Source organism: Legionella pneumophila subsp. pneumophila str. Philadelphia 1 (assembly GCF_000008485.1).
Classification (GTDB): domain Bacteria; phylum Pseudomonadota; class Gammaproteobacteria; order Legionellales; family Legionellaceae; genus Legionella; species Legionella pneumophila.
Map to the genome: position 1 here is coordinate 2,823,757 of NC_002942.5, position 13,516 is coordinate 2,837,272.

Below are 13,516 nucleotides of genomic sequence, written 5' to 3' on the forward strand. Positions count from 1 at the left end.
TATGATAAAAGGAAAACTTATGCCCAACTCTCTGAAGGATGTGCAAAAATTAATTTGTGATGAAGGCATCACAGATAATGTAATTACGACTCTATCCAGGTTAAAACCATTTGATTTAGCCATGCTCAAAGCCACTAGTGACAACAAAGTTAAAACGCTACTGGATAGTGATGAATTAAAACCATTCTGGGTAAATAAATTTAATAAATTGCGATTAGAAAAAGATCATATTTTTCAATTTAGAAACCCGGATCCGCAATCAAGAGCTGATTTCTATTGTGGATATGTTTTATATTTAGCGGCATTAAAGGAAAAACAAAAAGAAATCAGTAGTTATTATGATTATCTTAATCTTTCCTTCACAACATTTAATTGCTTTTATGCGGCTCAGGAAATTTTGACGTTCTTAATTGGTGCTTGTAAGAATGACACCAAAAGAGAAAATATCGACCTTTTATACAATTTTGTAACTAGCCAAAGCACTCAAATACAAGAACACAAAACGCCAGGGTGCTTATTGCTTGCTAATGCGTATTTTTATCTTGCTGGATTTTATCTGAGCCTGGATCTTAAAGCAGAAAGCATTGAATGTTATAAAGAATGCTGGGGACAACTTCATTTGGCACAATTATTAGAGACAGATTCTGAACGAGAAATTCACAACGCATACTTTAATAAGGGATTAGCGACCAGTAATGCATTTGGTTTGAATTCCATATCAGAAATTAAAGCTCGATGCCTTGACTTAGCCTCAGAAGCATTACCTTATCCGGCTCGAAATGTGATGGAAGCAAACGCTGTAAAAACCTTTGAAAATAGATTTAAAGACAGCATGAGTACGGCTGGTAAAGACGATGAGCGCAGTATAACTCGACCAATTATTTTATAATATAGTCCGCTGATATTCTCTTTATGGTATTGTATTATGATGCTAAAAACAACCAACATTAGCTTCCAGGTCGCTGTATTTTGCATAGGACAATTCATATTAAATTAAAGCGCAATAATATGAGTTTTTACTTATGGAAAAGTAATATTAGTATTAAAAAACAGGGATTATGGTATCCTTGGTATTTGTTTTAATTGGGAGCAATATTATTTAACTTAAGTCCAAGAAACCGTAGAAATCATAACTCTAATTGGTAGCATCCATTCAGAGTTCACCATTGAAATACTCATGATTTATACAAGTATTTCTAATCCTACACTAACTATTCAATGTTCAGGACTAATAAGATTAATACCCAAACAATCTCAAAGTTTTTACTCAGATAATTAAGGAATCATGCAAAGGTTAAAAAATATATTTACTGCAATTTACCAATATTTATTAAAAGAAACTGAAGATGCAAGCCACCAAATCACTTTATTTGGCATCGTCATGATGATTAATTACCCTCTTTTCGGAGTTTTCTGGAAACTGGAGCATTTTCAACTGACAGAAGAATTTATTTTACGCATCACTGCAGCCCTCCTCTGTGCCTGTTTGGCATTTAATCAATTTTGGCCAAGACAATTATTAAAATTTCTACCTGTTTTTTGGTATATAGTTCTTCTCTTTTGTTTGCCTTACTTTTTTGCTTATTTGACTCTCATAAACAATGGCTCGACTCTTTGGCTAATGAATTGCGTATCCGCTATCTTTTTTCTTTTATTAGTTTCCAGTGTATTGGGGGCTCTTATATTACTTATATCAGGTGTTGGACTTGCTTTTTTTCATTTTTATATTTTATCAAATAATCAGTTTGTCTATATCCCAGGAACCATATCACTTTTTAGTTTAATTGTTACGTTTATTGCAGCAATAATCATTGGTGCCTTGTTTGCACGAGATAGAGAAATTACCTATGCCGGACGTTTATCGGGTATGCGCATGCTGGCTGGAAGTATCGCTCATGATTTAAGAACGCCGCTTGCCAGTATTTATTTACAAGCCGAATTACAGGAATTGATTGTCGAAAGATTAAATAATCCAGAAGTTCAAAAGGACCTGAAGGAAAATTTAAGCAAAATTACTCGCGGCATAGAAATGAGTAATCAATTAATTCGTATGCAATTAAATAATATTCAACGAGACAAATTAGATACCAGTACATTTTCGATTTATTCCATCAAAAAATTGCTCAAGGCGTCTTTAGAAGAATACCCTTTCAAAGAAAATCAAAAATCATTGATTCATTTAAATGATAAAAATGATTTTTCCATATGGATTGATGAAGTGGGTTTTAAAAATATGATGTGGAATTTGCTAAAAAATAGTCTGGAATATATTGAGGAAACCCATAAAGGCGAAATCTCTATCTGGCTAGAACAAGGATGGGAGAAAGAGAATTTTAATTACCTCCATATAAAAGATACAGCTAAAGGTTTAAATCATAAAGAATATGAAAAAATATTTGATTTCTTCTATTCTGGCAGAAAAGAAGGAACTGGTTTAGGCTTGGCCTATTGTAAACTTCTGATGCAAGCAGCAGGCGGTGATATTTCCTGTAAAGGGAAAAAAAATGAATTCGCTCATTTCACTTTAAAATTCCCCAAAATTGATTAATTCCTATTTAACATAAGAAATCCCGAGATTTCTTATGTTAAAAAATATCAATTAAATAAGGCATTGGAAAACTGTTCCCACATCCCTAACTGATGAGTTTGAATAAAATGAAATGATTCTATCAGACGCTGAGGTGATTCTTCCCATATGGGCACAATCAATTGTAGAGTGGTATCAAAATGATCAACATGGGTATGTACATTAAAGAAGGTCATGCCATGTTGAGATATTTTCATCGATTTGGCAAGTTCAACAAGAAAAGGATAATCAAGATTATCCAAGCGCTCATAAGCCGCAAAAGCACACAAATGATCTTTAGGATCATGTTGCGCCAACCAGGATAAATGAGCTTTATTAAATTCTTTGGCAAAAGGAATGTAGTTGGTTTCATTCACTATTTCATCATGAATATCAACACCGCATTCTTTTGCAAAACGTTCATAAAGCTTTTCATGGGAAAAACGATTGCCAATTCCAATTTCTTCATAAATATTTTGAATAATAATTTGTTTTGAAGCTTCGTTATCAGCAAAATTGGCAACGTACCACAAAAAATTTATAAAATGCCCTCTTAAATGATAAAAAATTGATGCAAACATTTTTCTAAGGTTGTCATCCCAGAAAATAGTTCGCTTAACGTCAAATAAAGGAATCGAACTCAATGAGTTCTTATAATCCAAATCAGATTGAATAAGAAAATGGCTGAGTGATTTTGGTAAATTTGTGCTCGTCTCTTCAGGCATGATTCACACTTCATATGAAATAAGTTAAGTCCAGCAAGTTAATTAAACATTATACCATCTGAACATTATTTAATCAATAAGATATTATTGACCGTTTTTAAAAAATTTGCTTTCTTTATAAAAGCAAAAGTATCGTTTTTTGTCTTGTTTTTGTCAATTCAAAGCGTAATCATATCTGATATTGAGTTTAAACTTCCACCATAATTCCCTGGATGAAGAATAAAATCTTGTCTTAATTAAATAGCATAAAATCCAATTGTTAGCGGAAATAAGAAAAATCTCATTAAGCTTATGAGTACTTTTAATTTTCCAAAATTAAAAGTAACAGGTCAGTGCCCTGATGTTGAAATATCCTCTAACGATCTTGGGGATGATCTCTTACAATTGAAATGACCCTTTCATAAAGGCGACTGCGATGAACTAGTGTTCCTGTCAAAATCAAACCCTTTTTCAAGCGATTGGTTTTCTTTTTTATGCTCTCGCCAAAAACGCTGAATTTTTATAATCGCCTCTTCTTTTGCAACAAGTTCAAATCTCACATCTGCGGGATTTGAGCAGGGATATATTCTTTTGATCATTTCATAATAAGTAAAAGCCAATCTTCGCTGCATTTGACAACCAGGCCGAGCAAGATCCAGGAGTTTTGCGACAGCTTGATAGCATTTATCAACTCCAGCAGCACTCAAAATCATTTTCTCAGTTTCATCCAACTGTTGAAAAAATTGCTTATCCAGTTGCTGGGTTCCCTCTATTAAGGTCACTGTAGCATACAATAATTTCTCTAGCTCCCTTAAAGGGCTTGCCTGGTTATAATCACCCAAATCCTGATTGATGCCATCAAGACTCAGACCGACCCCCGAAATTAAATCACTGTTTATTTCATAATCTGATTCGCCGGGGTACAAAGTGGATTGTTGAGACTGCACACTCAGCCTATCCAGATTCGAATAATCAGGAGTCATCCAAAACGACGTTTGTTGAGTATGTTTTCTTACATTGGCTCTTTGCTTTAAAAAAGCAAGTGCCCTGGATTTGGGCATACCAGTTATCAAATTAACCGCTTCAGCACAACTGGAAAACATCAATTCGGCTAAATGCTCCCAAACCTTAGCTTTGCTTTTACTATTCATTTTACGGGTCACTTTATCGCCATAACAGCCAATTACCAATTGAATAACTAATAGATACTCAGCGATGATATTCAGATACAAATAATTGCCGAATATTTTGCGCCGGCTGTTAAACAAGGAGCGAACCGAGCCACTGGATTTATCGAGGAATAGAAAGGATGGATGGTAAACGCCCGTTAGCAATTCCGCATGATAATGCTTCGTCCAGTCAGAAACAGTTAAGAAGCTGGTCAACGGAAGATTGTCACCCAAATCAGCGATACCGCTGGCTCGTAAGTTAACAAATTCGACTGCTTTTTGCCATTTATCAAGACGGCCCATTTGTGATTGCAAAGCACTTAAAAGCTCAACTAACGTCTGATATCGACCCTTATCGCTCCTTTTACTCTCATCAATATGGGTGTGAAACATATCTGCCAGATAAGGAAAGACTATGCCCTCTCTCAGGAGCACGAAAAGATCATGTACATTTTTCTGCACTGATGAAGTGAGTTGACTAAAGCTCTGCTGCTTATCATGCAGATAAGTAAAATAAGAAGGTGTTGCTTTATAAACATAAATTTCAAGGCTTTTTGCATCACTTATCAAATTCTTGAACTTCTCAAAATCAGGTGATTTACTGCATTTTTCGAGAATCTCTGTTCGATTAATTGAATATTGGCTGAGAGGGGTAGGTAATTGACTTTGCAAATTCAAACGGCGTTGATGTTTCAACAAATAATCTGCCATTTGAAATTCATTACTTAAAGCAGATTGCGGTTCCCCTTTTTTTTGCACCTTTACAGCAATCACTTCATTGCCTTTATTCGTGCTAAAAAGTAATGTTCTTCCCTGTATGCGCATTAATTTTCCGTCATTGATATTGAAACGATAAGTATTCTTGACGGGGCCTTTTCCTTTTTGGAAAAAATGTTGAGGACCAAAATTGACCTGTTTGGGGCGTGTTCTTAACAAGAGATTATCAGTAATGTTCGCGTGATAATAATGCGTTGATCTGCTCTCCCTGTACATAGGATTCAAGATAGAGCCTGGTTCATAGGATTGGGTAAGCCAAGCAAGGTAAACCTGATCAGGAAAGAAAAAAGCAGCAGAATCCCTAAACTGCTGCATAAACGCACGTTGATTATGAGTCAATGATTTTTTATTGTAATCCAGTATAAAAGCTCTTATAAAATTAAAATGAAGATGGTGCTTTTTTATCCAGTCAACTATGGGATACTCACTGGTTTTAGCGCATTCAACAGCCATACTCCATATTTTAGATTCATTTTTTTCAAGATAATCAGCCACTTTTTGAGATAAATTAAGATACAGATCTTTTCGACCTTTATTTCCCTCGTTTGCGGCTAAGGTTTTTATAAAAAGATAATGAGATATAAGATACTGCGCAGGGATACTCTTCAGTTTTTCATCTAAAACACATTGTTTTAACAATGCAATATAAAGCTCAATCAACTCAAGTCTGGTATCCTCAAAAGGAATTTCCTCCAAGGGAACTGATTGATTATGTCGCTTGCTAACCACTGGCAGTAAGCCTAGATCCTGTGTTTCACTTTCCCCAATTTTTACAAAATATTCTTGTTTCAAAGGAACAGTAGTTAGAGTAGGTGGCGTTGAGGTGCTTAACTGACTAGTATCTGACTTTTGGTATCCAAATATTCCATCTAATAATTTATCCAGATAACTAAACATAGTTACAACACCTCATTGCGTTTTAATTCCCTAAGTGAATCCGTTTCTCTATTACTTTAAATAAAACAGGCTAAGGTTTATTAGTCTTCTCCGTTGTTGGTTGAGTCGTTTGTACCTCTGGCTTTTTCCAAATCATAAATGGCTTCAGAAGTTTTTCGACAAAGGAGTCAGTTTTTACTGTACTTAAAGGTGTTGTTGCCTGCGAAGGAACAACTATCTCATGTTCTTTTTCTATCTCCCTATCATCAACTTCCTTAACATCGATTTTTTCATCATCGATTTCTTTTAACTCTTTCTCATACCAGGAAGGTGTAGGCACACTGGTTAACGCAGAATAACAACCATCCACAGAAAAACCGGCTTGCGCTGTTTTTTTAGAATCAGCCTCTTGCCCAGGGACATTGATATCACCAACGATAGAGAGTGCGCGTTGTACCCGACTCAAGTCAACTCCCAAATGAGGCCATTCAGATGAATCAATATAGGGCACCGCCTCACCTGTAGCCGCAAACAAGCCTCGGGCGTAATGCATAATATCCAAGCCATCTTGTTTGCCAAACAAGTGAATCAATGTAGGTACAATACCAGAAACCCCTTTTGAGTGGCCCAAAAATACTTCAACCGGGCTTTTGCAACGCATCAAATCGATCATGTGTGACAAGTGAATTATATAACCTTCAGGGGTACCATCAAAACTGTCACCTACCCTGTCTTCTATACATCGTGAGTACAATCGGATTTCTTCTTCTGAAAAAAGATGAGTCAAATGCTTGCGGGCATATTCTTCGAACTGTTTAGCCCCATACAGATGATAACGATGATAAGCATCACCATAAGAAGCCTCGCTTTCGCGCCCGGCTACAAAAAATAGCTGCGCAATGTTTATCTTTTTAAGATCAAGTTCACTGAGATCGGCTATTGTTCGTCCGTCTTGACATACGTGTGGGGAAGGTTGTTTTTTTGAGGAGCAATACATCAATTGGCTATACATCAATGTGCGCATCGTATGAGCTAACCCATGGATAGGGCGATGAAGCTGCTTGCCATCAATTGTAATATACCTTTGCAAGTTATGGCCATCGCCTTTTGCAAAAGTGGCTGTTGGATTCTTGTAATTATACTCCCATTCAGAACCCACTTCAGTGTAAGGCTGAGATAAGCGTGTTTTATACACATATTCCGCCACTTCCAACACATCAGAATCTAGAATAATAGGCACAATGGTCTCCTTCCATAAACAAAATGAGGATTTATTATATAACAAGTGTAATTATTTATCAATTCATTGCGGTAGGCATAACTCAAAAAATCGCAATGATTTAATCGAAAATCTCATATTCGATTGTTTTAGATAACTCAAATTGTGAGCTCAATTCTTGTATATGAGGAACAATGATTAGTTTTTTATACTGAAAGAAAAAACACAAATATTATCATCTTTTTAACAATCAGACTTATTTTTAAATACTTATAATCATTTTATAATATACTTATAGTCAGAACACTAGCATAGGGTGATGAACATGGTTGACAAAATAAAATTCAAAGAGCCGGAGCGATGCGAATATTTACATATCGCTAAGGATAATAAAGTCCATATTCTTTTACCTATTGTAGGTGGGGATGAAATAGGACTGGATAATACCTGTGAAACAACAGGTGAGTTATTAACCTTTTTCTATGGAAAAACGCATGGTGGGACAAAGTATTCTGCTGAACATCACCTAAATGAATATAAAAAGAATCTGGAAGATGATATAAAGGCAATCGGTGTTCAAAGAAAAATTTCACCAAATGCCTATGAAGATCTATTAAAAGAGAAAAAAGAGCGCCTGGAACAAATCGAAAAATATATTGATTTAATCAAAGTACTCAAAGAGAAATTTGATGAGCAAAGAGAAATAGACAAACTACGCACAGAAGGAATCCCGCAATTACCTTCTGGAGTAAAGGAAGTCATTAAATCTTCTGAAAATGCCTTTGCTTTAAGGCTTTCCCCGGATAGACCAGACTCATTTACCCGCTTTGATGATCCTCTGTTTAGTCTCAAAAGAAACAGATCTCAATATGAAGCTGGGGGATACCAACGGGCAACTGATGGATTAGGGGCTCGTTTGCGTTCTGAGCTTCTACCACCAGATAAAGACACTCCTATTGTTTTTAATAAAAAATCACTGAAGGACAAAATCGTAGATTCTGTTTTAGTGCAACTTGACAAAGATTTTAATACAAAAGATGGCGATCGTGGTCAAAAATTTGAGGATATAAAAAAACTCGTTCTAGAAGAGTACAAGAAAATTGATTCCGAACTTCAAGTGGATGAGGATACCTATCACCAACCACTTAACTTGGATTATTTGGAAAACATAGCATGTACGTTAGATGACAACTCCACCGCGAAAGATTGGGTTTATGGAATTATTGGTGCTACAACAGAAGCTGATTATTGGCCAAAAAAGGAAAGTGAAAGTGGTACTGAAAAAGTTAGTGTATTCTATGAGAAGCAAAAGGAAATAAAATTTGAATCTGATACAAATACAATGTCAATTAAAGTCCAATATCTATTAGCTGAGATTAATTTTTATTGTAAAACCAACAAGTTATCAGATGCTAACTTCGGTGAATTTTTTGATAAAGAGCCCCATGCTACTGAAGTTGCTAAAAGAGTGAAAGAAGGACTTGTTCAAGGAGCAGAGATTGAGCCTATTATTTACAATTACATTAACAGCCACCATGCCGAACTGGGATTAACATCTGAGTTAAGCAGCAAGCAACAAGAGGAAATTACTGAAAAATTTACTCAACGTTATCACATTATTGAGAACTCTCCTCACTTTGATGAATTTTTTGTCGCTGATCCTGATAAAAAAGGGAATATATTCTCCCATCAAGGCAGAATGAGTTGCCATTTCCTGGATTTCTTCGCTCGACAAACCAAAGGCAAATATCCCCTTGGTGATCTTGCAGGTCATCAAGAAGCACTCCAGGCAGGAACTTCCAATCGGTTACATCACAAGAATGAGGTAGTCGCTCAAGGATATGAAAAATTTGATCAATTCAAGAAAGAAGTCGTCAAACTGCTGGCAGAGAGTAAACCAAAAGAATTATTGGATTATTTGGTTGCTACCTCCCCCACAGGTGTTCCTAATTATTCCATGCTCTCAAAGGAAACTCAAAATTATATTGCTTACAACCGTAACTGGCCAGCCATTCAAAAAGAGCTCGAAAAAACTACTGACATACCAGAGAACCAAAAACAAGATCTTTTAAGATTGCTTTCTCGTAATAATCTGCAACACGAGAACCTCAGTGCAATTACCTGGTCAAAATACTCTTCCAAGCCATTATTGGATGTGGAGTTAAATAAAATCGCCGAAGGTTTAGATCTAACTGCTAAAATTTACAATGAAAAAAGAAAAAGTGAATGGTTTAAAGGTTCAAGAAATGAGGCTCGTAAGACCCAATGTGAAGAATTGCAAAGAGTATCCCAAGAAATCAATGCTCTTCTGCAAAGTGAATCTTTAACAAAAAGCCAAGTTCTTGAAAAAGTTTTAAACTCCATAGAAGCATTGGATAAAATTGATAGAGACATTTCTGCTGAATATAATTTATTTAAGAGTACTCTGCAAAAAGAAGTACAATCATTTCGAGATCAATTGAAGGATATCTGTCAATTAGATAACTATGCCTTTAAATCAACAAAACTTGATGAAATTATCTCTCTGGAAATGGAAGAACAATTTCAAATGATTAAAGATCCTGCTGTCCAACAAATTGTCCGAGACTTGCCTTCTCATTGTCATAATAATGAAGTGATTGAATTCTTTATGACATTAAATCCTGAAGAAGCAGCTAAAGTAGCTAGCTATTTAAGCCTCGAGTACCGGGAACTCAATAAATCAACAGATAAGAAAACTCTCCTTGAACAAGATATTCCTAAATTATTTAAAGAAGTGAATATGGAACTATTATCCCAATTAAAACAAGATAGTGCAGTTAAGGAAGACGTCTATGAAAAATTCTGTCAATTAGCTGATAAAATTCCTCCTGAGCATTTTACAAGGAATAATATCAGGAAATGGTCTGCCAATCCTGAAAAACTTGAGGAGTCCAATCTCGGTGAATTACTAAAATCCTCTGAAGGCTCAATTACTGAAATGGCAAGAAAATACAGAGAAACCATAAATGAAATGACAGGAAGAAATGAGTCACTCAGAGAAACTGTTAGGAATACAATATAGCTTAGTAGTATGAATCAAGCGATTGAGAATATAAAAACACGGTTGTGTTGAGGCGTATGTGTAATCAAGCAAAAAGTTTAATTACAACTCTTTTTGTTGTTTTACAAACAAATTGTCTTTATAATATACTTATAAACAAGACACTAGAAAATGGTGATAAACATGGTTGACGTAATCAAATTCAAAGAGCCGGAACGTTGTGATTATCTATATGTTGATGAAAACAACAAAGTTCATATCCTTTTACCGATTGTAGGAGGAGATGAAATAGGCCTGGATAATACCTGTCAAACAGCAGTTGAGTTGATCACATTTTTCTATGGTAGTGCGCACAGTGGTGTGACTAAATATTCTGCTGAACACCAACTCAGTGAATACAAAAGGCAATTGGAAGAAGACATCAAAGCCATCAATAGTCAAAAGAAAATTTCACCTCATGCTTATGACGATTTATTAAAAGAGAAAATAGAACGCTTACAGCAAATTGAAAAATACATTGAATTAATTCAAGTACTAAAAAAACAATATGATGAACAAAATGATATCAGGCAACTTCGTACTGGAGGGATTCCGCAATTACCCTCTGGGGTAAAGGAAATCATTAAATCCTCTGAAAATGCTTTCGCTGTGAGACTTTCTCCATATGACAACGATAAATTCACTCGCTTTGATGACCCTTTATTCAATGTCAAAAGAAACATCTCAAAATATGACACGCCCTCAAGACAAGCTCCTATTCCAATATACGAGGGATTAGGTTATCGCCTGCGTTCAACACTGTTCCCGGAAGATAAAACACCAACTCCAATTAATAAAAAATCACTTAGGGATAAAGTTAAAAGCACTGTTCTTAGTCATTATAAAGATGAAGATAGAATTGATGGAGAAAAAAAAGATGAAAAATTAAACGAACTAATTACTAATCTTCAAAACGAACTTGTAAAAGAGTTAGTAAAAAGTGATCCTCAATATTCGAAACTATCTTTATCTAAAGATCCAAGAGGAAAAGAAATAAATTACGATTATTTAGTAAATAGTTTGATGCTTGTAGATAACGACTCTGAAATTGGTGATTGGATTGATACTATTCTCGACGCTACAGTAGATTCCACTGTCTGGGTAGCTCAGGCATCCAGCCCTTTCTATGATGGTGCTAAAGAAATATCATCAGACCGCGATGCGGACAAGATATCCATCAGAGTTCAGTACCTGTTGGCCGAAGCCAATATTTACTGTAAAACAAACAAATTATCGGATGCTAACTTTGGAGAATTTTTCGACAAAGAGCCTCATGCTACTGAAATTGCGAAAAGAGTAAAGGAAGGATTTACGCAAGGTGCAGATATAGAACCAATTATATACGACTATATTAACAGCAACCATGCCGAGCTGGGATTAAAATCTCCGTTAACCGGCAAACAACAACAAGAAATCACTGATAAATTTACAAAACATTATAATACGATTAAAGAATCTCCACATTTTGATGAGTTTTTTGTCGCTGATCCGGATAAAAAAGGCAATATCTTTTCTCATCAAGGCAGAATCAGTTGTCATTTTCTGGATTTCTTTACTCGACAAACCAAAGGCAAACATCCTCTTGGTGATCTTGCAAGTCATCAGGAAGCTCTCCAGGAAGGAACCTCCAATCGCTTACATCACAAGAATGAGGTAGTAGCCCAGGGGTACGAAAAACTGGATCAATTCAAGAAAGAGGTTGTCAAACTGCTGGCTGAGAATAAACCAAAAGAATTATTGGATTATTTGGTTGCTACCTCACCTACAGGTGTTCCAAATTACTCCATGCTTTCGAAGGAAACTCAAAATTACATTGCTTATAATCGTAACTGGCCAGCCATTCAAAAAGAGCTGGAAAAGGCTACCAGCATCCCGGAGAGTCAAAAACAAGATCTTTCAAGATTGCTTTCTCGTGATAATTTACAACACGATAATCTAAGCGCAATTACCTGGTCAAAATATTCCTCCAAGCCATTATTGGATGTGGAATTAAATAAAATCGCTGAAGGATTAGAACTCACTGCAAAAATTTACAATGAAAAGAGAGGACGCGAATGGTGGTTTAAAGGTTCAAGAAATGAAGCTCGTAAGACCCAATGTGAAGAATTGCAAAGAGTATCCAAAGAAATCAATACTCTTCTGCAAAGTGAATCTTTAACGAAAAGCCAGGTACTTGAAAAGGTTTTAAATTCTATAGAAACATTAGATAAAATTGACAGAGACATTTCTGCCGAATCCAATTGGTTTCAAAGTACTCTGCAAAAGGAAGTCAGGTTATTTCGAGATCAATTGAAAGATATTTGCCAATTGGACAAGTATGCCTTTAAATCAACAAAACTTGATGAAATCATCTCTCTGGAAATGGAAGAACAATTTCAAAAGATACAAGATCCTGCTGTTCAACAAATTGTCAGGGACTTGCCTTCTCATTGCCACAATGATGAAGCAATTGAATTCTTTAAGACATTGAACCCTGAAGAGGCAGCAAAAGTAGCTAGCTATTTAAGCCTGGAATACAGGGAAATTAATAAATCAACCGATAAGAAAACTCTCCTAGAACAAGATATTCCCAGACTGTTTAAAGAAGTCAATACGCAGTTACTCTCCAAACTCAAAGAAGAAAAAGCTATTGATGAGCAAGTTCATGAAAAACTCAGTCAACTGGCTGACAAAATTGCCCCTGAGCATTTTACAAGAAATAACATTATAAAATGGTCTACCAACCCTGAAAAGCTTGAGGAATCAAATCTTAATGAGCCAATCAAATCAGTCCAAAGCCCTACTACTAAACAAACATCAAAACAATTCAGGGAAGCGATGGGTGAAATCACTGGAAGAAATGAGCCTCCTACAGACACTTTGTACACGGGAATTATAAAGAAATAGGTAAGAGTGAAATCACTGGAAGAAATGAGCCTCCTACAGACACCCTTGGGCATACAATATAACTTGATAGCATCAACTGTTTGAATGTTCAGGAAGATAAATACACTATTTGGCTGTGAGAGGATTAGAATTATTCTCACAGCATTCTCTATAGCTGTAAATTAGCATGAGTCATGGATAAAATCAGTTATTATCTCGAACCACTCAGGTTGCGGAGGTATTTATGCCGTCTCGAAATCTCGTATTTGATTTAATGTT

At 35.6% G+C, this 13,516-nt stretch carries 7 protein-coding genes; 4 read left to right on the top strand and 3 right to left on the bottom strand.

Going from position 1 to position 13,516, the window contains the following annotated elements; genetic code table 11:
- Position 1 precedes the first annotated feature (1 nt).
- Complete coding sequence (gene mesI / locus LPG_RS12640; RefSeq protein WP_010948207.1) at positions 2–889, top strand: Dot/Icm T4SS metaeffector MesI; 888 nt, start codon at positions 2–4, stop codon at positions 887–889.
- 396 nt (positions 890–1,285) lie between these two features.
- The gene (locus tag LPG_RS12645; RefSeq protein WP_010948208.1) at positions 1,286–2,548 is read left to right on the top strand and encodes a sensor histidine kinase; all 1,263 of its coding nucleotides are present in this window, start codon (positions 1,286–1,288) and stop codon (positions 2,546–2,548) included.
- A 47-nt stretch (positions 2,549–2,595) separates the two neighbouring features.
- Here LPG_RS12645 and LPG_RS12650 read toward each other — a convergent pair whose 3' ends face one another.
- The 3 genes from LPG_RS12650 to dupB all read right to left on the bottom strand — a co-directional run bounded on the left by LPG_RS12650 (position 2,596) and on the right by dupB (position 7,377).
- Positions 2,596–3,291, bottom strand: a complete 696-nt coding sequence (locus LPG_RS12650; protein WP_010948209.1) for an iron-containing redox enzyme family protein — start codon at positions 3,289–3,291, stop codon at positions 2,596–2,598.
- A gap of 398 nt (positions 3,292–3,689) precedes the next feature.
- Positions 3,690–6,113, bottom strand: a complete 2,424-nt coding sequence (gene sdjA / locus LPG_RS12655; protein ID WP_010948210.1) for a Dot/Icm T4SS effector SdjA — start codon at positions 6,111–6,113, stop codon at positions 3,690–3,692.
- 70 nt (positions 6,114–6,183) lie between these two features.
- Positions 6,184–7,377 carry a Dot/Icm T4SS effector deubiquitinase DupB/LaiF gene (dupB, locus tag LPG_RS12660; protein ID WP_010948211.1) on the bottom strand — a complete coding sequence of 398 codons (1,194 nt, stop codon included), beginning with the start codon at positions 7,375–7,377 and terminating at the stop codon, positions 6,184–6,186.
- A 250-nt stretch (positions 7,378–7,627) separates the two neighbouring features.
- On the opposite strand from dupB, the gene sdcA reads away from it, so the two are divergent.
- The gene (gene sdcA, locus LPG_RS12665; RefSeq protein ID WP_010948212.1) at positions 7,628–10,354 is read left to right on the top strand and encodes a Dot/Icm T4SS effector SdcA; all 2,727 of its coding nucleotides are present in this window, start codon (positions 7,628–7,630) and stop codon (positions 10,352–10,354) included.
- Between the two features lie 150 nt (positions 10,355–10,504).
- Positions 10,505–13,258 (top strand): Dot/Icm T4SS effector SidC, encoded by a 2,754-nt coding sequence (gene sidC, locus LPG_RS12670; protein ID WP_010948213.1) that lies wholly within the window; start codon positions 10,505–10,507, stop codon positions 13,256–13,258.
- Positions 13,259–13,516: the final 258 nt, after the last annotated feature.